Below are 25,953 nucleotides of genomic sequence, written 5' to 3'. Positions count from 1 at the left end.
CCCACTTGTTATTTTATCTTAATAATTTATGAATTTTAATATCTACAGAAATCTTAGGATTATTCTTAGTTTTATCTAAAACTATTTTTACTAATTCTTTGTAATTCTTCACACCAGCATTTATTACAATAGAATTCTCACTTATCCTACCGTATCGAATTTCAACCGCCGTAAATATATCATTTGGCTGAACATAAATTTGGTTAATTTCTTTCCAAAATGCTTCTTTTCTTTCAAACCCCATTTTTTTTACATGTACTATACTTTCTTCGTTTATTTGATAGTATTCAAAAACTACAAATATGTACAGTATTGATAAGATAACTACAGACACAATACCATATACCTTGTACTCCATACTCTCTTGCAAATAAATAAAACAATAACCAAATACAACTAATGCTAATAACGAAAGAATCATAATTAATATACTATTTTTATACTTCATACTATCACCTATTCCAATTTTTTATAAATAATATCTTGTCCTTTATTTATAAGTATTCCTGCTCCAATATCAATTGCAGTAGCCCCTATCACAGCTCCCCAGAATGAAATTCCGCCAGCTGTTATACCCGCAGCCAATAACGGCCCTGATGCAATCGCACCAACAGCGGCTCCTGCCGCAATTCCTCCAATTTGCACTAATGTCTTTGTAACTCTTTGGCTAGTTGTAAGCTTTACATTAGAATCCCAAGTATGGCTTATGTCCAATGTTGCTGTAAAGACTGTGAATGCTTTTGATGCAAAGTTAGCTCCTTTTAAATATGGTTGTATTTTTTGCGCAGATGGATAAAGTCGTATAATTGAATCAGCATCAGTATATGCACTAATCTTTTTAGTTTTACTCCCTACCACAGTTGTTAATGTTCCCGATATCGCACTAGGTATGTTAGTATTTGGAGGTTCTGCCGCTTTTACAATACCAATAATTTCTTGTCTATTAAGTTCCGCCTCCATCTTTCTAAACTCTCCCCAATACGCTTCGAACCCACTTGGATCTACCATATTTACTGGGTTATTCATACAATATGCAAACATATTATGCGCTAATAACTTACCAGTTTTACCCACTATAGCATCCGTATTAACAAACCTTCCCCATTCAGGATTATAGTAACGACTTTGCAGATAATATAGCCTAGTCTCTGTATCATACCTATATCCTCGATATCTATAAGGATTCTTAACTCCTACAGTATTTGCCATTGATCCAGTTATACCATCTTTAATAGTATCACCTGCATTATTTTCCTCTGCATAGGTTACAAAGGGTTTACCCCAACTATCATAAACATAGCTTACAACCTGAACACCATCTTTATCAGATGACTACCTGCCGTAATACTCCCATCTTTCCTAAAAGTGGGAGGCAACGGCAGCTACATCCCTGGATAACGATTTCTAAGCCTCAGCGGAGATAAACCCTTTCCTCTGAGGCTAAGAACTCTGTTTATCATGTAGTCCTATTATATCTCCTTGAGCATTCCTTATATACCAATATTCTACACCATTAAGGTTCATAGATACAAGGTCACTTGAAGCATCATAAGTATAATATTGCATTAACTTCTTCAGAAATTATAGCTACTTATCCATTATAACTTTCTATATAACTAGTAATTTTCTAAGCTGAATTCGCCTACGGCTATTTTTTCTACTATAAAAAAGTTTTTATGAATCTTATATATTACTCTGAAAGTTTTCATATATGACACAGTTGCTTCTAATCATATTTTATAAGCACTGACCACAACTCCTACGGGTGGTGATTTTATCACCTTTTTAAAAGTCATTCATAATTAATCTAAAATTCCTAGCAACATATGATATACATATTGCTAGGAACTTTAGATTACACTTATAGATATATTAAAATGCTTTTTTCTTTTCTACATTGAGATCTTATACTTTAGTACTACTCCTTTAAAATCTTCCTCTGAGATGATAGAAAGTCACTGGAAGTTGGCTCCTTGTCATTCATCCGTGGCACTAGGCTTTACGCTTTTAGCCCTTTCTTTTAAATCATGTATTCAGCACCTTAAAAGTTTTTCATGTACAATGTCATCGGACAGTTAAATTTAAATATTACTTGTTTAGATAACGATTATTAAGGTTTAAATACTTATTAATAACAGTTTCTTCAAATTTTGACCAATTACATGTAACGATGCTTACTTTGTCATGAATAATATATTCATCATTTGGTGTAGACAAATTTGTAAAGTTCCCAATATAAATCAACTTGTCATTCGGTATTATTCTCCTAGAAGTTGAAAGGAGTTGCATCCTATATTCTGGCTTTCTTCTTGCAAGAGTTGTTCTTACAAATTCACATTTTTCAATATCAGACTCAGATTTTGGGAGTTCAGTCCCATTCGAAAGCTTAATGTAAACTATGGGTATTACATGTCCTGGACTCCATATACCTTCATCAGCCTTACAAATGATTGCAAACCTCCCGCCAAAACCATTTTCTATTGCATAATTTTCTTCAAATTTATAGGCAAATACATCACCAATTTTCCATTCACACTTATACAATTTGTACTGAGAAACCTTTTTTTCAGGTGGCATAGGTGAATTTAACTTGATTTCTAGTTCCTCTAAAATCTTCCTTCTCAATTCATATTCCTTTGGACTTTCATTTTTCCACCTTTCCAAGTTGGAGGCATTACGAAGACACTCTAGAGCATTTTCTCTTACCCGGTTTAATAGTCTACCTAAGTCCCATTGTGTATCAGCTAGTGCAAACCAGAAAATTGGAGCATCGTCTTGATCACTAATAATATCTCTACTCTGTTCTATCAATTCATTTGTCACTTCATCATTTGACTTTCCTCTCTTCAATTGGTCCTTATAATAACTTCTAACATCTTCAGCTATATCATCTTGATAAAGCTTTGGTCCCCACGTTCCCATAAATTTGTTTCCTCCTATTCAGTCCAGCAAAGTATTTCATTTGATATTTGATTATATAGATATCCAGACATAGCCCTACCAGCATCTAGATACGGAGTTGTTCCCCACCTTTTTGGGCTGATACCATTTATCAGGTTTTTTCCATTTTCACCCATAAATGCCCTCGTATGATAGTAAGTCATGCCAAGTTGCTCTAATCCTCTTGCCTGGGCATAGCTTAAGTTATCTATTCTTACTTTTGGGGTAAGTCCTTCAGTTCTACTACCTGGTTTTTGATGTTGCTTCATTCTGGTATTAAAATTTTTAGTTCTACCAACATATTTAACCTCCCCATTGTCATCAGCTAAAGCATATACCGTATAGCTTTGTGTAGAACTCCGACTCATAGATTTTTCTACGGCTTTTACACCAACAGATGCTGCACCTGCACCAATAGCTACCACTCCAGCAGCAGCTGCTACACCTGCAGCTCCACCTGCCGAACCTCCAAGAACAGCCCCACCAGCCAAAGCAAATGCTGGTGCTGCCGCTCCTGCAGTTGCAACAACAACTGCCCCTATAGCAACCACTGTTGCTACAACTGCCACAGCAGTTAATATTGTACTTAACTTTGGCCAGTATCCACTTGGGTCATCCATATTTACAGGGTTATTAAAACAATACTGGAACATATTATGTCCTTGGATACTTCCTGTTTGTCCTACAGCTGCATCCGCATTAATAAACCTACCCCACTCCGGATTATAATATCTTGAATTCAGATAGTACAACTTAGTCTCTGTATCATACCTATAGCCTCGATATCTATACGGATTCTTATATCCTACACTTGTTTCATCATTTGTTATATCATTATTATTTCCATCCTTTATGGATATAAGCTTCCCCCAAGAATCATAGGTATAAGAAGCAACTGTAGCTCCATTTTCATCAAATAAACCAATAATATCCCCTTGAGCATTCCTTATATACCAATATTCTACACCATTAAGGTTCATAGATACAAGGTCACTTGAAGCATCATAGGTGTAATATATCTTATCAGTAACATTATCTTCAAATGTTACCTTATCACCTACAAGACGATATTTTGTTGTTACTCCATCTACTGTTTTCTCTGTTCTTATTCCATCTACATTATACTTGAAGCTTATATTTTTACCGCCAATATTTATTCCTGCTAGCTGCCTTCCTTGCTCCCAAGTAAATGTGTAGTTATCATAGGTTTCTGGATTCCCTATGGCATCATAGGTTATAGGTTTCTCATTGTATTTTGTAAGCTTATCTTTCCAATTAGAATCCGTATATCCATAGCTTACTGTTGACGTTACTTCTCCTAATGTTCCTGTTGTATATGCATATTCTGTTTTATTTAGCATATTTCCACCAGCATCATAAGTGTAGGTTATTGTCTTGTCTAGTACCTTATTATCTTCTCTTATTAACTGATTCAGCTCATCATAATAATAAGTTATTACTTTTTCATCTTCAGTAATTGTTTTTATATTACCATTTTGGTCATAAGTGTAGGCTATTTTCTTTGAGTTATTATCTATTTCACTTACCCTTGTGGTAGTTATATTTTCTTCTTTTCCAGCTTCAAAGCTATATTTTGTTACAAAATCTACTACCCCTGTATTTACTGTTCTATGTGTTAGTCTTCCTAAGTTGTCATACTTGAAATTTACTTTATTATTTCTACCTGCTTCATATATTGAATCTACTTCTTCAGAAGTTAGTGCTTTATTGTAAGTGCTTAGTCCTTCTAACTGTCCATCTAGCTGGTGGGTTCCTGATACAGTTCCGCATAGAGCTGTCTTTGCTCCTGAGAAGTCTTTAAAGTCTGTAGTACTTGCTGAATACTCTTCATCATTTACATATAGTTTTACATTTAAAGTTGTTCCTGATAAACTCCAAGTAAACGCTGCATAATTCCATGTATTTAGGGCTACAGCTTCTGTTGATGGTACTAGAGGTACCCAGACTCCTGCACTATTTCTTACGGCTAAATTTAACTTATTGTTTGCATCTAGATACATACTTAAGACTGAATTGTCTTCTCCCCTTGAATCTAATATATATCTTGAACTTGTACCACCTTCGGTTTTAAACCATACTCCCATAGTACCTTTATCTTGTTTTATTCCCAAATCATAAAGGATCTTTGTATTTGAGTCAGTTTTAAGCACTCTTTTTTGTTTTATCTCCGAGTCAGTTATTGTTGTATCTTTTTCATATTTTTCAGAGCCAATACCTATACTATAAGGCTTTGTTCCTCTTGATCCTATAAGACTATTGTTTAGTGGGAAATATTCTGTCCCTTCACTATTCATTAATGGATTTTTATAGTATATATCTGTTATTCTATTATCCTTATCATAATCATAAGAAGTTATATATCCTATTCCATTTACTTTCTCCTGGAAAGTACTTAAATTACTTCCTTTATCATAGTTATAAGACATTACATTGCCATTAGACTCTTTTACCTTTACAAGTCTATCTGAGGCATCATATAAATATCTATAATCTATGCTTGTGCCACCTACTGTTTCTTTAAGAAGTCCTAAGTTTCCGTTGGCGTCATAAGAATACTCATAATTCTTACCATTATTAGTTGATTTAGAACTAATTCTATCTTCACTATCATATTGATAAGATACACTTGCTCCATTACCGTAGGTAGAGCTTTTAAGAAGCTTTGTTCTAAGTTGATATTCATTAGTGATTAAGTTTTGACCTCCTATGCTAACCCCTTTATTATTACCTACATCGTCGTAGTTGAAAGTGTAGCTAAAGCCATTGTGTTCTACTGTTTTTATCTTATCATCTTTATAGGTATAAGTGTTTTTTATACTTGATGCTTCTTCTTCATAATTTCCTCTTCCATCATCACGTATATCACTTATTTCATCTCCTGTTAGAGCACTTCCTGAGTATATAAACTGATCCATTAATCCATTTACTGAGTAAGCTCCACTATTATGCATACCTAGAGAAGTAGTTGCTCCTGCAAAGTTCTTTATAGTATCCGCATCTATGCCGTTTTTTGTATATACCTCCCCATTTAAATATAAATTAAAGGTAAGTTTATTATCTTCACTTTTGCTCCAAGTAACAGCTACATAATTCCATGTATCTGCAGCTACAGCTACAGTACTTGTCCCTGGTATAACTGGATTCCAACCATTATCACTACTATTTCTTACAGCTAAATTTATCTTATTGTTTGTGTCTAGATATATGCTTAAAACTGAGGAACTAGCTCCTTGAGAATCAAGTATATATCTTGAAGTAGTGCTAGTGCCTGGTTTTACCCAAGTTGCCATAGTACCTGAATTTAGTCCAAGGCCTAGAGAGTATACAAGCCTTTTATTATCTATTGCCCTTAATACAAACTTTCCATTTTCGTCATCATCAAAAATAGCATCATTTATATAAGGAGTTGTACCCCTTGTTCCTGTTACACTGTTTGTAAGTGAAAATACTTCAAGTCCTTTAGTCTCTACCTTTGTCAACCTATCCATAGAGTCATAAGAATAGAATACTGAATTTCCTCTCGCATCAGTAGTTTTAACTAAATTTCCTTTAGTTGTATCATAATTATAGCTTACCTTGTTTCCAGAGGAATCCTTTATTTCACTTAGATAATTTCCATCTGGTGTGTATTCTGCTTCAGATTGTATAGTGATTCCACTTGGATCTCCTATTGTTGATTTTGTAACATTTCCATTTCCATTTTCACTATCATCATATTGAAAGCTGTATTTTACATTTTCAGATGAAGTAGCTTCTTTTATATTGTGTTTAGAATCATATATATAATTAAACTCTCCACCATTTATATTTGTAGATTTAATTAGGTCATTACTAGCTGAATATTGAAATTGCGATTTTTGCTTCGCTAAATCTTCAGTAGATATTAAATTTCCTTTACTATCATACTGATAACTCTGTCCAAATTCTTCTTTGTATAGCTGAAGTCCATCAAAGTATGCTGTGTTTTCATTCCCATAGTAAAGGGCATAGAAGGTTATACTCTTATATTGCACTCCCGTAACTATCTTCTTTGATGTATACTGCCACTCCGTGGAGTCTTCATTGAAAGGGATTACCTTCCATTCATAGGATCCATCTAGTTTTTCTATACCTACATCTAGTGCAAAGTATCTATTTCCTCCTAAGGGTACAGAGTCTCCCTTTGCCCAGCCTGATACAACAAATACATCTCCAATATTACCTGATTGATTTATCTTTTGGTATATATTCTTATTTAGTGATGCACGTCCGTTAATTCTAAATACCTTTTTACTATTATCTAGTTTTATAGGATATGAGGAATCTGAAGAAGTTAATACCATATCATTACTGTCTGTATAAGGATTTTTACTCCAAAACTCTGGGTTTCCACCTGTTTCATGAATAAAGTTAGGATTTTCTAACATATTGTAGCGGTTAGCCAGTGATCCATCCTCTAACTGAATAGCATCAAAATAAGCAGCTCCACTCTCATTTACTATACCTACATTTACTTCAACTATATTTGATGTTGAACTTCCTGGAAGAGTAAAGGTTACTTCTTCTCTTTTCCAATCATTTGATCCTGAAACATAGTCAGAATATACATTTTTTGTAGCTCCAGTTTCATCTTGGTAGGTTACAAATACTGCTGCACCTTTTTTATTATCATTTGATACATTATCAGTCTTTATATAAGCAGATAATGTATAGGTATTTCCTTTAGTTAAAGTTACTTGCTGCTTATGAAAACGTCTGTTTAAATTATCTAGTTTTTCAGTTTTTAAAGACTGTGCTCCTCGATACTTAATTGTAGTATCATAAGTTGATGAACCATTAGTATTTCCATCATTTACTGCTGTCCAATTTCCTACTATTTCTGCATTATGGTTCTTTACATAATTCATTATTGACTTTTGAAGTTTTGACCCAAAAGAGAGCTTATTCTTTGTTGATTGGTCTTTACCATAATCATAATAAAGGGCATTTCCTTCATCATCTCTTATAGCTATAGTGTTTCCAGAATTATTAAATTGATATATCTCCTTATTTCCTCTGTGATCATTATATGTTGTGCTATTATATCCGTATTTAATATTTATTCCTTCTCCAGCTGAGTTATCTTTGTTAGTCTCTATTATTTGTTTTACACGATAAGGAACTACGTCATAATATACATAGCTCATTTTATAGCCATCAAAGTTTTTAACAGATTCTAAATTATTATGGGTATTATAAGTATATGTAGTAAACTTCTCATCTGGATAAGTTATTCTTGATAATTTTGTTCCATTGTATGCAAAGCTTGTCCTTCTGCCACTTGGATCAATTATTCCTAATAAGTATCCATATTCACTTACATCAAAAGTTGTTACTCTACCCGATCCATCAGTTACAGACTTTAAAACTGTACCTTCATAACTTAATATTAAAGCATTACCATTATTATCTTGTATCTTATAAAGATACCCACTAGCTGTAAATAAAAGTTGATTATCTTTCTTGTCTTTTATTCTGTATCTTTCATTTGTGCTAGAGGAGTTTATAGTCATAGTAATATCAATGCCTGTTTCATCTTTGTATACTTGTTCTGTAGAATTATATTTTAAATAATGCTTTGTTCCATCTTCATCTGTATAAGCATAGTATTGAATTCCTGCAATTGTTTCAGGCAATACTCTTTGACTTAAATTTAATCTCCATCCATTACCATACCCTGTACTTGTAGCTTTTTCATTGCTATTAAATACATGGGATAAAGAAATAGGCATTCTATTTCCATTCATAGATAGATCATTGTGAACAAATATTAAGTTACCATTATAATCATTAACATAGCCTGTACCAGCTCTTCCTACATTTTGTGAATGATACGTCCAGTAACCTTCCAGTCCTGTACTATCAGTATAAACTATACTAGCTTTTGGTCTTCCTATTAAAAGCCCACTTTGGGAATCGGAAGAAATGAACTGACTATATCCAGTAGCTTCATTATGATTTTTAAGCATTAATCCATTGTTTATTCCTGTGGATGTCCATTCTTTTGCAATAGAGGTTATATCCCACATAAAACCAGAATATTGATCTCCGCTTACAATATCATAATCCTCTATCTTAGAATTAAATCCTGGTTTATTGTTCCAAGTTATTGTACCTGAATTCCATGCTGAATTAACTTTATGAACATCTATTTGAGTCGGTGTAGAATTTGCTTGATTTAACCACAAATATAAATAAGCTTCTGTAATTATATTTGTAGATTTTATAGTAGGTAAGTTGAAAGATATATAAGACCTATTAGTCCCAGTAACGCTTCCCTTACCTACTTGTAAAAACTCAATTCCACCATAGTTATTACCTGGTACTCCCTCAGCTACATAGCTGTCTTTAATACTGTTTATATCTTGAGGCGTTCCTATGGTTGGATCTATCGTTATAGGGTGTACTCTTTTTTCACTATCTAGCCATTCTTTATTTGGTAAAAGAGTTAAAATATAATTATTACCTTTTTCCTCTAATATAACTTCTATATCTTGACTTAACTCTCCTATGTTGTCGTACATATAAGGTGATTCCATAGTGTATACGAGCTTCTTATTATTTAGGCTATCATAAAAGCTAATGCTTTTATCTTCATTCAATTTTGCAGTTAAATTCTTAGCTTTTAAAATAAATTCAAAGTTAGGATTGTCTATTTTTTCATTTAAAACTATGGATTCTTTAACTTTTTTAGATGTAACATTATATTCAAGATTTACTTTATCTTCTATATTTTCATACTTAACTTTTGAGCTTATGTTCTTTAAATTTTTTTTATCTTCATCTTCGTCTTTTTTAGTTAAGCTAAAGATACTTTCCTTTGGAGCTGTCTCCACTACTTCAGCTTCTACTTCTTTAATAAGACTTTCTTCTAGAACAGTACTTTCTTCTTCCTCTTCATTCTCAGAAACTTCTGTTTTCTGTTCATTTAATATATCATTTTCTCCGTTTTCCTCTTTAACTTCTTTAAGCTCTTTAGCTTTTTTCACTTTGTCATAGCTATTTTTGCTCTTACTTATTTTCCAGGATATTTCATATTTATCTTTGTTTATGCTTACTAGTTTTTCTGAATTTGACTTTTTATCTATTTTAACCTTAAAGTCATTTTTCTTATTTTCAAGGAGACTATTACCTTGTTTATCCTTAGCTTCAACTAATGAGTTATCTATATCCTGCCACTTCCCATTTTCTTTGTAGTGAACTGGATCCTCATATATCACCGCTTCATATGTATTATCATCTAGCAGAAAATGCTTTATGTTTTCTTCTCTTTTTTCTTCCACCTCTTTAAGTATTTTAGGTGGATTTTTTGCTTTACTAGCTTGTACTTCTGTTTCACTTAACTGTGGTTCTACATAGGCTTGTTTACTTTGACTATTTAGTGTTTCCGCAAGTACCTGGGTGGGGAAAGCGGTAACAATAAAAACAGCTATAAGTAGCCTAGATATTAATCTTCTGTAACTGTTCACTATATTTCCTCCTCTTTAGTTAAATATTAATAATTTATTAACTAAAGTTTATTACGAAATATACGCCTACTTCAAGGAGTAATATATGTCGTGTTAGCTACTATGTTACAGGACATTATTATAGTGTTATATGTTCCTTGTTATGTTAATTTACTTTTGATAAATTTAACCTTTTACCCCGGTATCAGGTCATTCGGTAAACCTTCCACACCTACTCCTAGAGGGGATTTTACTATTATTAATAGAGCTGTAAATCCAGGAGGTCCTTTCGGGGTACGATGGCTAGGTTTATCAAAACCTGGTTATGGTATTCACGGAACTAATAATCCATCTTCTATAGGAAAGGCTGTATCTAATGGATGTATCAGACTCAGTAATGCTAATGTTCTTGAGCTAGCTAATTTAGTCCCAATTGGAACCCCTGTGAAAATTGTCTAAACTAATAAATAATGATTGTATCCTTTTATAAACAAAAATGAAAATGAGTTCATAATAATGTTGTTTATTATCATGAACTCTATTTTTACTAAATTATTTAGTTATATATTTCTCTTTGATTTTCTTCAATTTCTTATATATCTAAATTAATCCCTTCATTATATAACACCCATGCTCAATATGATTTTTATCATATTAGTTTGTCCAAGATTAAGATATTGCCTTAAGTATCTTTGCCCAAACTAATTTTTCAACAGGTATTGTTGAATGTTTTTCTACTATAGCTAAAAACTCGTCTAAACCTTCTGTATCGTGTACGTACTCTGTTGAAATACAAAATTCTATTCTTCCATTACGTATTTTCATAACAGAAAATTTATCAGCTTCATTATTAGTTGCACATAGCTCTACTCTTAAATCTTTGTCCTGTGAAAGTATAGCTAATAACTCAGACATATCACCTTTATTGGTTTCAATAGATCCCCATAGTATTCTATCATTTTCTTCTATTGTTTTAAATGTATCTCCGTAGAATAGAATATCACATTTTCTGATTCTTTTATCTGATAGGATGCTCTCAGCACAACCTGTTTTTAATATAGATATCACTTCATCTCTAAATGTATGTACATCCTCTACACTTCCTGCTATTTTAAATAAGTTTTTACACTCTGCTCCCATTATATTTCTTCCTCCTTTTATATTCTGTGAAAATACCCACATATACTGCATCGTTTTTGTCATACCCTCTAATTATTACTAATATACCATATTAGTTTGCATGGTTACATACTTTTTCTAGTTCTCTTCTATGAATTTCTTTTGTCTCTTTTAGCTCTTGTAATTCTGGCTCTATGTCAATATCTTGGACACAAAAAGTTGAACAACTTATACCCATTTTTCATTGATATTTTTAGTTTCAAAATCTCTTTTGAGCACATTTTCTTGTTCTACTATTTTATGTTTAGAATATGTAGTCCTGCATTTCTTTACAATTACAGATTTTACTCTGTGTGTACAATATTATACTAACACCAATATATAAAAGTTATTCCGTTTATGCATAGATTTAATTAAGATATGAAAATATAATAACATATTATGGAGGTGAATAAGTATGGCGCAAGTTATATTATGGTTTACATTTATTGTACCTTGGTTTGTATTATTCTTTCTAGACATAAAAAGAGTAAAACGGTTTTTATCAGTTACATTTTTTACGATATTTTTGACTTCGATTTTCTGGCAGATTGCTGAAAAATGGAATTGGTGGACAGTAACAACTAATTTATTTTTCCTTAAAAATATTTCAGCCTTCAATTATGGACTGCTTCCTGTTGCTACATTACTTGTATTTTATTTTACATATCCAAAGATTTGGTTGTTTTTTGGAACTAATATAGTTTTTGAAGCAATTCAAGCATTTATCATCAGTCCCTTTATTTTTGAAAGAGTTGGTCTTTACAAGATGGTTAACATGAGTAACTTTGGACTTTTACTTATGCAATTCGGTTATGTTCCAGTTATTTATTTTTATCAGAGATGGTATGATAAAGAGTAATAAAGTAGGTAAAGACTGTGAATTATTCGCAACATTCTTATAAAGTGTCATAAACACTAAAAGTTTATGGTGCTTTTTTTATGTCATAATGATACTTACCCAGTTTATTCTACTTCTAACTCCATCATATCAATATATTATTACCTATGCCATAGGAATAAAAAAAGTCTGTTTTGATAAACAAAACAGACCTTTTATTAAAAAACCTTTAAACAGTAATAACTTTCCCTATTCTATTGCTGTATTTAATTATTCTATAACTAATTTTACTGTGCAGGAGAAGCTTGATCTTGCGGTACTATTGGTCTCTGTCCTCTTTGTTCTCCCTTACCTCCACGACCTCCTCCTGGCATAGAGCTTTTAGCAGTTGTCACTCCTGATTCATTAAGCCAAGTTACTGAACTTGAAATAGTAAAGCTTACTACTTTAGTTCCATTTTCATACTTAGCATTAGTATAAAGTCCGTCAGTTGCTGTTGTTGTTGAACTTCCACCGGAGTAAAGTGTATAACTTTCCCCTTTTTTAAGTTCAGGTGAACTAATAATTACAGCTTGATAATCTTTTATAGGTGCAAAGGTTGCAATAGATTTTCCTTTACTGTTTTGTAAGTTTACAAGAGTTCCTGCTGCCTGAATCTGTGGGTAAGTCATTTCTATTGAGTATTGAGTTGAACTATCTGAAGGTGTCTGTATCATTCCTGAACTACCAGCAGCTACTAAGAAACCACCAGTCATATCAAATGTTCCATCATAATCTAAAACTCCATTTCCATTAGATGTTGGTCCATATGCAACTACTGTTCCTTTAGTCATATATATTGAACCATTTGCATCTAAGCCATCCCCACTAGCATTAATTACAATATATCCACCATTTATATTAATCTTATTAGAGCCATCAGCTCCTCCAGCAGCATTTATACCGTCATCACTAGAGGTAACATGTATATCACCATCTGAAATTGTTATTACAGCGCTCTCTATGCCTTCATAACTCTTTGTGATATTTATTTTTCCACCCTTTATACTTAAAGTTGCATCGGCATGAATTCCATCATAACCAGAAGTAATTGTAAAATTACCTTTCTCTATAATAGCATTGTTATTACTGTGTATAGAATCATCTGCAGAATCTATATTGAAAGTGCCTCCCGCAATCCCTATATCACTAATAGCTTTTATTGCTTTTTTACTTTCAGTTTCTGTTTCAGCAGTAGCTGTTTTATCGGAGTTAGTATTATCATTTTCTGTAGGAGGTGTTCTATTAAAATTATTATCCTTGCCACCCATCGGGCCTCCTGCACCTCTCATATTCCCTTCAGCCTTTTTAGTTCCATTTACACTTCCACCACCGGAATTAATATTAAAAGAACCATCAGCTATAAGTACTGCTGTTTCTGCTTGTATTCCGTCCTTTTCAGCTTTTAGATTAAAAGTTCCATTTTCAATAGCTATAATCCCTTTAGTATTGTCTTCATCATTAGAAGATTTTATTGCATCTCCACCAGCTTCTATGGTTATAGTACCCTTTTTAACTGCTAATATGTCACGTCCCACTAAACCGTCATCAACTGAAGTAATTTTAATATTTCCTCCCGTAATTTTCAAATCATCCTTACTAGTAATTCCATCGTTATAATTTGCCTTAACAGTTAATTTACCACTTCCATTTATAACTAGATTATCCTTACTAAATATTGCTGCACTAGGCTCATCAGTGGAAGAATCCTCTAAAGTATATTTCGTTCCGTCTGTTATAATATTTTCTGTACCAGCTTCAAGAGAAATAATTGTCTTTCCCGCATTCTTTACATAAATAGGTGCATTATCAGAACTCTTTATTTCCGCTCCATTTAAAACAAGCCTAACTGTTCCTTTATTCTGAACATCAACAACTATTTGTCCATTCTCTAGTTTACCACTAATTACATAAACTCCTGCAGCAGTTATAGTAATTTTACCCTGCTTTACCGCTGCTCCAGAGCCCTTTAAACTAGCATTAGTTACACTTAATTGAATATAATTGGGATTCCCATTTTTCCATTCAGTATATGTGTCATCATTATCATAGGTAATCACTTCACTTATAGCAGTCTTTACAGCTTTATTACCAATAATACTTGCTTTGACCTGTTCAGCAGAAGTATTATTTTCTGATACTGAGCTTTGGCCGCTACAACCATACAAAAATGCAGTGCAAACAAATGCTGTTGTTAATTTATAATATATAGATTTTTTATTCATAGTATATATCCCCTTCTTTACTAATTCATTTATGTTTGTTTTTATAACTAGAGTGTTGTTTTGATATCTTCATTGTATATAGTGAACCTTAAACAAACCTTAAATGAATATATATTTAGTTTCTATTAAAATGTCCTCCTTCAGATCTTGGTCTTTTACCATGGGAACCACCCTCTTTAGGTAAATCATTAACAATAGCTTCTACATTCTTTCCACCTGCATTTATTAACGCATTTGCAACAGCTTCTTTTACTCCCATTGAAGAGTAAGTCGCTCCAGATACCGTATCCACATCTGCTGTCTGCGAAGAAATGATCTCAGAAGCTATAGTACTATAAGCCCTATCGAACCATTTAGCATCATCTATTGTTTTAGTAACTTCAATCTTATTAATTTGCTCCTCTTTTATAGTGACTTCAACAGACATTTCTCCTCTAAATCCTGTGCCAGTTCCTGTATAAACTCCATCAGCTATGCCTGCAGCATCCCCATATTCTACTGTACTATCTCCAGCAATAGCCATTGATTTATCATTAAAAGCACCAGATAATGCACCTATATTTAAACTGCCATAATTAATATTACTGTATATAATAAACGTAAATATTGACAAGGCACCAATAATAATTATAGGAAGGACTATTTTTTTATTTTTTCCCTTAATTGGTACTATACCTACAGTTAAGGTATTACTAATAGGACATTCCAAAACACATTCCATACAATTAACACACTGCAAGGATCTCACTTGTCCATGGGAAGACACATCTATATTCATAGGACATGCTCTGTTGCATTTATCACAATTAACGCAGGAATTTTCATCTCTAATGATAGTTATAGGCCTCAATGCGCTCACTAAACCATATTTAGCACCTTCAATACATAGATAATTGCAAAATGGTCTTTTAAAAAATAAAGATATTCCAAGAAATATTCCAATGACAATCCATCCTATTACTGTTAGACTATTGCCTGTAAGAACCGCTGATAGGTTGCTACGAGGATCTAATTTAAACAGACTAAAAATAAAATCAATACTAATAAATGTAGTAATAATCAACAGTACATACCGTGAGCATACTAAAACTTTATTTAGACTTTTAGGGATCATACGTTTTTTAATTCCTAATTTATCTCCTATTATTCCAAAGAAATCTTGTAATGTACCAAAAGGACAAACCCATCCACAAAAGACAGGAGCCATAATAAAGGTAATAACTAATAAAAGCGCTTTAGCTATAGGATAACCTGTGAAAAGTCCAATAATTGTAAGCAGAATACCGAAAGCTTGCACAACATAACGTATTTTTTTTACCATTTCTCTTTTTATATTCATCTTATTCCTACCTTTCAAATCCATATTTTAAATTTATGATAACGAAATCTGATATCATAGTAAAGAGCTGAACTATTGATTTAACTTCTCTTCCTTTATTATTTTTAAAAGTTTTATTGCTTAAGGTTTATTTTAAAAATCTAACCTTAAATAAACCTTAAATATCTTTGCTAAATTAAAATTTTACTGATAAAACAAGTTAGAGTAGATAAATCCTATTTAAGGTTGATTAAAGGTTTCTTATGATATAATTAAATGAATATATCCAGAAGGAGAATTTATCATGAGAATTTTGTTAGTAGAGGATGAGCTTCCATTAGCTGAGGCTCTGACACAAATATTAAGAAAAACCAACTATACTGTTGATGCTGTTAATGATGGTGAAAGTGGTTTAGATAATGCTTTAAGCGACATTTATGATTTAATAATTTTAGATATTATGCTACCTAAAATGGATGGCATAAGTATTCTTAAGCACATTAGAAAGGAAGGGCTATCTACTCCTGTAATACTATTGACTGCAAGAGGAGAGATTTCTGATAAAGTAATAGGCCTTGATAGCGGTGCGGATGACTATTTAGCAAAACCTTTTGCAAGTGAAGAACTGCTCGCTAGAATAAGAGCTATATCCAGACGAAAAGGGGAAGTACTTCAAGATAACTCCTTAAATTTTGGTGACTTACAATTAAATATCTCTACTTTGAAATTAACTAAAGAAAATAAAGAAATCAAGTTAATACTTAAGGAAGCTGAGCTTTTAGAACTCCTTATTACAAGAAAAAACTTGACCACGTCAAAAGAGCTTATAATTGAAAAGTTATGGGGTTTTGATTCTGAAGTTGAACATAATCATGTGGAAGTTTACATTTCTTTTTTAAGAAAGAAACTGGCTCACTTAAGTTCAAAAGTTACTATAAAGACTATACGAGGCGTTGGGTATATATTAGAAGATTCAACCTCCAAGATACCTATTGAGAATTCATAATTGGAGTATATTTTTTAATACTTATTGAAATTTTCTTTATAAAAAAGTCCCCAAATCATGGGGACTTTCACACTAAAAATCTTCTCTTACAGCATCTATTAAATTCTCTCTTTGTATCCTTCTAAGAGGTGCTTGAACTGAAATGTATCCAATAATTATAGCACCTAATACCGCAATGATTATTGAGTCTATAGGCAATCTATAACTTTGTTCTCTCACATCACTTAAACCCTTATAAATAGCATAGGATAATGCAGTTCCTGCTATAGAGCCATATATGCTACCCATAATACCATAAAGCATTCCTTCAAGGGTTATTATTTTTCTAAGTCCCTTTTGAGTAAGTCCAATACACTTTAAGGCTGCAAATTCTCTTCTTCTTAATATTATATTTGTAGTTAGTGTGTTTATAATATTTACACTACTTATTAAGGATACTACTATAATAAATCCAAACAATAAAATTTTAACCATGAGTATAGCAGACTTTGATGTTCTGTTTCGCTCAATAATGTTTATAAGGCTTAAATTTTCTGTATCACTTATTATAAGCTCTATACCCCTCTTAGCTGAGTCCTCTAGTTTTGTATCTTTTATCTTCACATTTAATACTGTTGGTTTTATACTTTTACCTGTTAATTTTTCAGCTACTGTCTTTGTAGTTACCATTTTAATAACTCTTCCATATCCCTGGTAATCAAATGGATCGCCTTCAAGGACAGCCAAAACTTTAACCTTTTTAACCTCTTTACTACCAAATTTAGGTTCATCTTCTAAATCAAGGCTATCATCGTAGTTCTGAAGAAGTACTTCATCTCCAACTTTTAAATTCGCTATAGGTCCATAAAAATTCTTTTTAGTATTCCCATTAAATATTTCATTTTTTCCTATTATGATTACTCCATTTTCACTATTTAAATCCTCTGTATTTATACTTCCTTCTTTTAAGTACTTCTTTGCAACTTCCAGTGATTTTTCATCATAAATTGTTAGTGACGCATTTATTAAAGTCTTGTTTTGTCCATTATAGTTTGTATCTTTATATATACCCCCCATATCTTTTATGTCATTTAGCTCTTTATTCTTATCTATAACTGATTGAAAAAGGTGCTGATCATATGACTTATATACAACTTCAGTTTCAGGCATGGTTTCTATATCTTTTATAATTTCTTCATCAATCTTCTTTGGCTTGTTGGTGCCATCTTCATCTGTTGTTACTAAAAAATCTATCTCTTTAGACTCATTCATTTCTTTATAAACATTTAAGGACATATCTATAAAAGCCTTAAATGTTATAAATAAAGTTACACTAATTATTATCGAAAATACTGTTGTTCTATATCTTTTTCTATTTCTCTTTATATTCTTTGAAGCTAACTCTCCTTCAAAACCGAATAATTTACCTATAAATAAACTTTTTCCCTGCTTTAACTTCTCCTTTGATATAGAATTTCTACTGCTGATAGCAACTAGTGGTGATATTCTTCCCGCGAATATAGCTGGAAGCATTGCAGATATATAAATTGAAAGTAATCCAATAATAGTGCTGATGATTAAAACATCTGCGCTGATAGTTGCTTTAATGAAAACTAGCTCTCCCTTACTTATAATTTTAAAAGCTAAATCTATTCCATAGAGAGCAATTACTCCACAACAAAGTCCTATAGGAATACCTATAGCAGCAAGAATGGTAGCTTCCCTTAATATAATGTTTCTTATTTGTTTTGGTGTAGTTCCAACAGCTCTTAAAAGTCCAAACTGTCTAACCCTCTCAACTACACTTATTTGAAAAGCATTATATATAACAGCTATAGTTGCAATCATAACAATTGTAATTATTACAACAAGTGTTCCAAATAACCCCTTGGGTAATCCTTCTCCTTGCATTGCTAGCAAATCAACATTTTTCATTACTAATTTTTTATCTGATAGCCCTGCAAGTTCATCAAGCTTTCCTCCTAATTTTTTATCAACCTGTAACTCTGCTAGTAAAACTCTTTGATTTTCATCTACATGAGAACTATTTGTAATTACTTCACCTATTTTTGAATTCTGAGTCTTAAAGGTATCCTTTAGTATTCCAACCAAAGTATATTCTTTGTCTACTATTTTTATAGTATCTCCAGACTTTGCATTCCTTTTTATCCTATCAAGAAACCAGTTTTCTATAACTACTTCCGTGCTCTTTTCAGGTAGTCTACCTTCTTTAAGTGAATAGGGTAAAAGCTTTGCCCCTTCATCTGTTACAAATATTTCTTTTGCTCTAAGGTTGCTATTTATATCAATTTCTTTTCCTTCTGCATAGGTACCACTTCTCAAAACATTGGGATTGCTCTTAATCTTTGTAATAAGCTCATCGTTAGCTTTAAGATATCCAATATGCCAAGAACCATAAGTATTTTTCATATCTTGTATCTGTGCCTCTTGCATACTTTTTAGAAAAAATCCTATGGAAGATACTAAGGCTACTGATAATATAATTCCGATTAAAGTAAGTATAGTTCTTTTTTTATTTGCTTTTAAATATTTACCTGTTATTTCCTTATAGCTTGTAATCATATTTTTCACCCCTGACTATTTTAAATATTTATCTGAAACTATACTGCCATCCATAATTGTTATTACCCTGTCAGCACTTGAGGCTATATTTACATCATGGGTAATTAATATTAAAGTTTGATTATATTTTTTTGCAGAAAACTTTAAAAGGTCAATAACTTCCTTAGAGTTGCTGCTGTCAAGATTTCCAGTAGGCTCATCTGCAAGTATTATAGATGGTTTATTAAGCAAGGCTCTTCCAATAGAAACTCTCTGTTGTTGTCCCCCTGAAAGCTCTGAAGGGAGATAATGTTTTCTATCCTCCAAGCCTAAAAGCTTAATTATCTCAGCTAAATATTCCTTATCCACCTTGTCATTATCAAGAAGCGCAGGTAGTGCTATGTTCTCTTCTATATCTAATACCGGTAGTAGGTTAAAAAATTGAAAAATGAATCCTATTTTTCTTCTCCTAAATATAGCAAGCTTTTCTTCTTTATACTTATAAATATCCTCTCCATCTATAATAACCTTTCCTTCACTTGGTCTATCTAAGCCTCCTAGAAGATGAAGAAGAGTACTTTTCCCTGAACCAGAGGCCCCTACTACAGCTACAAATTCACCTGTATTTATACTTAAATCCACACCTTTTAGTGCTTCTACTTTATTTCCTTCTTTTCCATAAATCTTCTTTAAACCTTGAACCTTCAATATCTCCATTTCCATACCTCCTAATATTCTAAGTATCTTTAACTATCTTTCGATTATCTTCTACCAATGATGTTATTATAGTCTTCTTTATGTTAATGCTCCATAACAGTACCCTTACAAAGAAAAAGATTATCTTACAGTTTAGTAAGATAACCTAATATTTTAAAAATGTTATTATAAAACTTGTTCCATAAACAACACTACTTTTTACTTCAATATACCCTCCATGTCTTTCAATTACTGACTTAGCTAGCGCTAGCCCAATACCTATAGAATCACTCTTTTGTACTCTTTTACCTTTGTAAAATCTTTTAAATATATGTGGTAAGTCTTCTTCCGGGATGGATTCTCCCGTATTATTTATTATTATTTTTGTATACACAGGGTTAGCTTCTATGTTAATATCAATCCTTCCATCTTCTCCAGCATGTTCTATTCCATTCTTAACCACATTGATTAATGCTTCCTGAAGCCACAGTCTGTCGTGATTTAAATATACAATATTATTTTGAGCAAATTCTACTTTAACCTTAGCCTCTATAGCCTTACTTTTTAGTGTATCAATAATTTCTTCTATGGTTTCATTTAAGCTCTGATTCTCTATTTCAAGTTCTATAGCGTTGGCATCTATTTTTGCTAACTTTAGCAAATTTAAAATAAGCCAGCTCATCCGATTAAGTTGATCTTCATTATTCTTTAAGAAAAGACTTTGCTTCTCCTTGCTCAAATCTTTACTTAACAAAATATCATTGTACACAATCATTGTAGATAGAGGAGTCTTTAACTGATGAGAAATATCCGAGAGTAAATCCACTAAAAACTTTTTCTCCTTATTTAGCTCAAACATATTTCCTCTAATAACTTCTCCCATAGAGTTAAAGGACTTTGTCAGCTTTGATAAATCCCCTTCTTTTTCTTCGCTAAGCTTTAGATTATAATCTCCCTCTACAATTCTTTTTGCTGCTGAGCTAAAAGCTCTAATATTTTTATAAAAATATCCGTATTGTAGATAATTAAGCATAAACAGCAGAATTGTAAGGACAATCCCTGTGCATAGTATACTTAATTCCATATTTTTAAAATTACTCTTTAAATATGGAAATAGGTTGATATCTAGATTTTTACTTAATCCATATTGTCTCAAAATTTCCTTACCCTTTTCCTCTTCCTCAATACTAACTTCCTTAGTCAGGAGGGGTACTATTTCTTTTTCCATCTTAGGCTCAACTTCAACTATCTTAGCTGTAACACTAGCAAAAGCCTTTATATAATCATTTTTTAACTTTTCATTATGTACCTTTATCACAATATAATTACACACTAAAAAAATTAGCATTATTAAAATAAGATTAGTAGAACTTTTCTTTATCTCTGGGTTATTAAAATATCTCTTCATAGCATTACTCCTTAGTTACTTCTTTGTTCCACTTATAACCTAAACCTCGTACAGTTACAATATACTGAGGCTCTTTAGGGTTTTCTTCTATTTTTTCTCTTATTCTCTTTATATAAACTGAAAGAGTATTCTCATCAAAGAAAGCTCCAGCCCCCTCCATTAATTCTTCCAATATTTCTTCTCTCTTCATTACAACTTCTGCCTTTGACATAAATATCAAGATAAGCTTATACTCCTGTGCTGTAAGAGCAATTTCTTTATCATTCTTTTTTACTATCGCTGTGGATGTATCAACAACAATATCTCTACTGATTAACTTATTTTCTTGGGAAGTCGTCTTAGAATTTCTCCTTAGAATAGCTTTTATCCTTAATAATAACTCTTTTACTCTAAAGGGCTTAGTTATATAATCATCTCCACCCATTTCAAAACCTACTACCACATTAACCTCTTCATCTAAGGCAGTCAAGAATATTACAGGGGTATCCTTTTTTGTTCTAATATACTTACAAAGATTATATCCATTACCATCTGGTAAATTCACATCTAATATTATTAAATCAAAATTTTCATTTTCAAATAAATCCTTACCCTCGTTGAAGGTAGATGCAGTTAACACCTCATATCCCTCATCCTTCAGTGTAAATTCTATCCCCATTGCTAAAGCCCCATCATCTTCTACTAATAATAATTTATTCATCTATACTTATCTCCACCTTTTATTATGTTTCATCTCCAAAAACAAATAAGAGTTCATAATAATGTAATTTTATTATCATGAACTCTTACTTTAATTTTAATTCATTTTTCTATATTTTGAAATAAAACTTAGCTTATGAATAAAGTCTATTTAAAGCACTAAATATAGCTTTGACAGATGCAAGAGTAATATTGCTACTAACTCCAACACCAAAAGTTTCCGTGCCATTATCATTTCTCTTCATATGAATATATGCTGCGGCATTAGCTTCTGACCCATTTCCTAAAGAATGTTCTGAATAAGCTAAAACAGTAGTATCAGCTAATGAAGCATCTGAAAGAGCTTTTATTAATGAACTTATAGGACCATTTCCTGTTCCTGTTAACTTCATTTCTTTTCCATTATAAATCAAGTCTACATTAACTATTGTGTCTGAACTATCATCAGTACTATCTGGAAGCTGAGAAACACTACATTTTATTAATTTAAATATGCTTTCATTTTTAAGATACTCTTCTTCAAATTTATCCATAATAGTTTGATGAGGAATTTCACCAATCTTTTCTGATAATTTTTGAATTACATCTGCAAACTCTTTATGCATAGACTTTGGAAGTGTGTATCCAAAATATTTTTCCATTACATATGCAATTCCACCTTTACCAGATTGACTATTTATTCTAACTAGAGCTTCATACTCTCTTCCTATATCATTAGGATCTATTAGTAAATATGGAACTTCCCAATATCCACTGTTTCTTTTTTCGTACTTAGCCATTCCTTTATTTATAGCATCCTGGTGAGATCCTGAGAAAGCTGTGAATACTAATTCTCCTGCATATGGATGTCTTATAGGAACTGGTATTTTGCAGCATCTTTCATAGACATCAATTATCTTTTGAATATTTTCTAAGTTTAATTCAGGATTTACTCCTTGAGCAAACATATTATAAGCAACATTTAATATATCTAGATTTCCTGTTCTTTCTCCATTACCTAATAAAGTTCCCTCAAGTCTATCAGCTCCTGCAAGTAAAGCAAGCTCTGCTGCTGCAGTACAAGTTCCTCTATCATTGTGTGGATGAACACTTACTATAACTCTTTCTCTATCTTTAAAATGAGTACACATCCACTCAATTTGGTCTGCATATACATTTGGAGTATCCATCTCCACAGTTGATGGAAGATTTATTATTACTTTTTTATCCTTAGACGCTCCCCAAGCGTCACATACTGCTTCACAAACCTCTAAAGCATATTCTACTTCTGTACCAGTAAAGCTTTCTGGAGAATATTCAAGAGTTATTTCTCCTTCAAATTCTGATGCATATTTCTTTACTAAATTAACTCCATCTATAGCAATTTGCTTTATTTCATCTTTGCCCTTATTAAATACTACATCTCTTTGAAGAACTGAAGTAGAGTTATACATATGAATAATTGCTTTTTTTACACCTTTAAAAGCTTCAATTGTTCTTTTTATTAGTTCAGGTCTAGCCTGTGTAAGTGCTTGAACAGTAACATCCTCTGGAATTAAATTGTTATCAACTAAAGTTCTTAAGAAATCATACTCAATTTGTGATGCAGAAGGAAATCCTATTTCAATTTCCTTAAATCCAAGCTCAACTAAAAGCTTAAACATTTCTAACTTTTCTTCTATTGTCATTGGATTTATAAGTGCTTGATTACCATCTCTTAAGTCTACTGAACACCATATTGGTGCCTTTGTTATTCTTTTATTCGGCCATGTTCTTTCCCCAAAACATATTGTCTCAAATCTTTTATATTTTTTATGATTTAACATTGATAAATTCCCCCTTATGCTTAGCTATTTTAATGAATTATCCTATATATCACCCCTAAAAAATTGTATAAAAAAACCGCCTAAACACTCCATGTTTGGAGCGATTAACGCGGTACCATCCAAAATTATACTTAATTATACTAACGACATATACTGCCGGAAAGACTTTACTCTCTCAGCTCATGAGCAAGTTCAAAAGGGAACATCTGCGGGTTTTCACCATATCCCTACTCTCTATAAAACTTCTTCCTTTTTACTACTCTCAATCTCTGCTTTTAATTATTAAATTGTTATTAATAGTATCAAAGTATTTATCTATTGTCAATAAGTAATTTGCAAAAATAAATAATATATTCTTTTACATAAATGTATTATTTTATATATACTTAAAAACTACTACTTTACATATCTCCTCAGTAGTAGTTTTTAAATATATAAGAGTATTTTTTATAAGTTATTAGCCTATATACCTTTTAATCTAATTATAATCCTAGTGAAGCCATTGGAATTACAAGTGCTGCTAATACTATTATAGGGATTATTATTTGTGTAATAGCTATGTCAAAGTATCCCTCTTTATGAGTAAGCCCACATATTCCTAGTAATGTGATTTGAGCCCCTTGATAAGGAAGAGTATCTAACGTTCCAGATGCAATTACGGATATTCTGTGTACATATTCTAAGTTAATACCCATACTTACATAAGTGTCTTTTAATGCTTCATACACAATTCCTAAACCACCTGATGCAGAACCAGCTACACCTGCCGCTATAGCTGTTGTTATTGCTACGAAAGCCATAGGAGAAAGTGTTAAGTTTTTCAATCCACCTATTACTTTATCAAATCCTGCTGTCACCTTAACTACTCCTGCAAAACCTACAACTATAGCTGTATTTAGTATTGCAGTTGCTGAATTTACAGCTCCTCTATTTAACGTACTAATCCATTCACTAGCTCCATTTTTTTGTTTCCATAGTAGCGCTAAAGCTGAAACTATACCTATAGTTACTGCTGCTTCTACTGGAAGTTTTAATATATTGAAAGTTACTAATATTAATATAACTGGTATTGATGCTATCCATGCATTTGGTAGTGGTGCCGCTTCACTACCTGGTACTATATCAAGTTCTTTTAATGGTGGTAAAGATGTATCATTAAAGTCGCATCCCTTCTTACGTAATGATTTACCTCTATATTCAAGCCATAAGAATATTAAAATCAATTGTCCTAAAGCCCCTACAATGGCTGGTGCTAATGCTGCTGTACTACTAGTGCCTAAATATCTCATAGGTATGATATTCTGAATAGCTGGACTTCCTGGTCCACTCATGGACCATGTCCATGCTCCTGCTGAAATAGCTGCTGGTATTAATCTTCTAGATAGATTGGTATTCTTAAAAAGCTGAAGTGCAATAGGGTACATTGCAAAGAATACAACGAATCCACTTACTCCTCCATAAGTTAAAATACCTGTTATTATCATTACTACTGGTGCTGCCCATCTTCCTCTTGTAATTCTTACTAGTGAACGAGCAATAGATTCTGCTGCTCTTGACTCATCCATTATTGCTCCAAACACAGCTCCTACGAAAAAAACAAGGAAAAACTTTTCAACGTATCCTGCTGCAGCCTGCATATAAGGTCCTAGCATTGATTCAAACATTGGAAGCCTTGCAGCTACAATTACAAATATTGAGATTACTGGACCTAGTATAATAGCACTGACTCTCTTAAATGCTAACACCGAAAATAATATTAATGCAACAATTAATATTAATATGTCAAACAT

18 protein-coding genes are annotated in these 25,953 nt (G+C 32.2%); 3 read left to right on the top strand and 15 right to left on the bottom strand.

The genetic code is table 11. The features are described from left to right. Positions 1-13 precede the first annotated feature (13 nt). The 5 genes from ACX0KU_RS08345 to ACX0KU_RS08325 all read right to left on the bottom strand — a co-directional run bounded on the left by ACX0KU_RS08345 (position 14) and on the right by ACX0KU_RS08325 (position 10,448). Positions 14-448 carry a hypothetical protein gene (locus ACX0KU_RS08345; RefSeq protein WP_472989351.1) on the bottom strand — a complete coding sequence of 145 codons (435 nt, stop codon included), beginning with the start codon at positions 446-448 and terminating at the stop codon, positions 14-16. A gap of 8 nt (positions 449-456) precedes the next feature. Beyond that, on the bottom strand, positions 457-1,209 hold the full coding sequence (locus ACX0KU_RS08340) for an RHS repeat-associated core domain-containing protein (RefSeq protein ID WP_472989350.1): 753 nt from the start codon (positions 1,207-1,209) through the stop codon (positions 457-459). A gap of 231 nt (positions 1,210-1,440) precedes the next feature. Next, positions 1,441-1,566, bottom strand: a complete 126-nt coding sequence (locus ACX0KU_RS08335; protein WP_472989348.1) for a hypothetical protein — start codon at positions 1,564-1,566, stop codon at positions 1,441-1,443. Between the two features lie 522 nt (positions 1,567-2,088). Continuing rightward, positions 2,089-2,922: a hypothetical protein gene (locus ACX0KU_RS08330; protein ID WP_472989347.1), complete on the bottom strand. Its 834-nt coding sequence runs from the start codon at positions 2,920-2,922 to the stop codon at positions 2,089-2,091. Between the two features lie 14 nt (positions 2,923-2,936). Further along, positions 2,937-10,448: a DNRLRE domain-containing protein gene (locus tag ACX0KU_RS08325; RefSeq protein ID WP_472989345.1), complete on the bottom strand. Its 7,512-nt coding sequence runs from the start codon at positions 10,446-10,448 to the stop codon at positions 2,937-2,939. 90 nt (positions 10,449-10,538) lie between these two features. Here ACX0KU_RS08325 and ACX0KU_RS08320 point away from each other — a divergent pair, with 90 nt between their 5' ends. Continuing rightward, complete coding sequence (locus ACX0KU_RS08320) at positions 10,539-10,886, top strand: L,D-transpeptidase (protein ID WP_472989344.1); 348 nt, start codon at positions 10,539-10,541, stop codon at positions 10,884-10,886. A gap of 210 nt (positions 10,887-11,096) precedes the next feature. Here ACX0KU_RS08320 and ACX0KU_RS08315 read toward each other — a convergent pair whose 3' ends face one another. Together ACX0KU_RS08315 and ACX0KU_RS08310 are read right to left on the bottom strand one after the other, a co-directional pair. Beyond that, positions 11,097-11,630 carry a hypothetical protein gene (locus ACX0KU_RS08315; protein ID WP_472989343.1) on the bottom strand — a complete coding sequence of 178 codons (534 nt, stop codon included), beginning with the start codon at positions 11,628-11,630 and terminating at the stop codon, positions 11,097-11,099. 28 nt (positions 11,631-11,658) lie between these two features. After that, positions 11,659-11,784, bottom strand: coding sequence for a hypothetical protein (locus ACX0KU_RS08310; RefSeq protein WP_472989341.1), 126 nt, complete (start codon positions 11,782-11,784; stop codon positions 11,659-11,661). Between the two features lie 219 nt (positions 11,785-12,003). Here ACX0KU_RS08310 and ACX0KU_RS08305 point away from each other — a divergent pair, with 219 nt between their 5' ends. Further along, on the top strand, positions 12,004-12,447 hold the full coding sequence (locus ACX0KU_RS08305; protein WP_472989340.1) for a hypothetical protein: 444 nt from the start codon (positions 12,004-12,006) through the stop codon (positions 12,445-12,447). A 266-nt stretch (positions 12,448-12,713) separates the two neighbouring features. Here ACX0KU_RS08305 and ACX0KU_RS08300 read toward each other — a convergent pair whose 3' ends face one another. Together ACX0KU_RS08300 and ACX0KU_RS08295 are read right to left on the bottom strand one after the other, a co-directional pair. After that, positions 12,714-14,690, bottom strand: a complete 1,977-nt coding sequence (locus tag ACX0KU_RS08300; protein ID WP_472989339.1) for a carbohydrate-binding domain-containing protein — start codon at positions 14,688-14,690, stop codon at positions 12,714-12,716. A 115-nt stretch (positions 14,691-14,805) separates the two neighbouring features. Further along, positions 14,806-16,029, bottom strand: a complete 1,224-nt coding sequence (locus tag ACX0KU_RS08295) for an FMN-binding protein (RefSeq protein WP_472989338.1) — start codon at positions 16,027-16,029, stop codon at positions 14,806-14,808. Between the two features lie 283 nt (positions 16,030-16,312). Here ACX0KU_RS08295 and ACX0KU_RS08290 point away from each other — a divergent pair, with 283 nt between their 5' ends. Continuing rightward, positions 16,313-17,014, top strand: coding sequence for a response regulator transcription factor (locus tag ACX0KU_RS08290; protein ID WP_472989337.1), 702 nt, complete (start codon positions 16,313-16,315; stop codon positions 17,012-17,014). 72 nt (positions 17,015-17,086) lie between these two features. On the opposite strand, the gene ACX0KU_RS08285 is transcribed toward ACX0KU_RS08290, so the two are convergent. The 6 genes from ACX0KU_RS08285 to ACX0KU_RS08260 all read right to left on the bottom strand — a co-directional run bounded on the left by ACX0KU_RS08285 (position 17,087) and on the right by ACX0KU_RS08260 (position 25,953). Further along, positions 17,087-19,576 carry an ABC transporter permease gene (locus ACX0KU_RS08285; protein ID WP_472989336.1) on the bottom strand — a complete coding sequence of 830 codons (2,490 nt, stop codon included), beginning with the start codon at positions 19,574-19,576 and terminating at the stop codon, positions 17,087-17,089. 15 nt (positions 19,577-19,591) lie between these two features. Continuing rightward, entirely contained in the window at positions 19,592-20,272 is a 681-nt protein-coding gene (locus ACX0KU_RS08280) for an ABC transporter ATP-binding protein (RefSeq protein WP_472989335.1), read from the bottom strand. 145 nt (positions 20,273-20,417) lie between these two features. Continuing rightward, on the bottom strand, positions 20,418-21,659 hold the full coding sequence (locus ACX0KU_RS08275; protein ID WP_472989333.1) for a HAMP domain-containing sensor histidine kinase: 1,242 nt from the start codon (positions 21,657-21,659) through the stop codon (positions 20,418-20,420). A 4-nt stretch (positions 21,660-21,663) separates the two neighbouring features. Continuing rightward, entirely contained in the window at positions 21,664-22,359 is a 696-nt protein-coding gene (locus ACX0KU_RS08270) for a response regulator transcription factor (RefSeq protein WP_472989332.1), read from the bottom strand. A gap of 133 nt (positions 22,360-22,492) precedes the next feature. Next, the gene (leuA, locus tag ACX0KU_RS08265; RefSeq protein WP_472989331.1) at positions 22,493-24,163 is read right to left on the bottom strand and encodes a 2-isopropylmalate synthase; all 1,671 of its coding nucleotides are present in this window, start codon (positions 24,161-24,163) and stop codon (positions 22,493-22,495) included. A gap of 482 nt (positions 24,164-24,645) precedes the next feature. After that, the gene (locus ACX0KU_RS08260) at positions 24,646-25,953 is read right to left on the bottom strand and encodes a GntP family permease (protein WP_472989330.1); all 1,308 of its coding nucleotides are present in this window, start codon (positions 25,951-25,953) and stop codon (positions 24,646-24,648) included.

This window comes from Clostridium sp. X (assembly GCF_055755365.1).
Note: the sequence above shows the minus strand (reverse complement) of the source record. Positions and strands in the feature narration are given on the sequence as shown.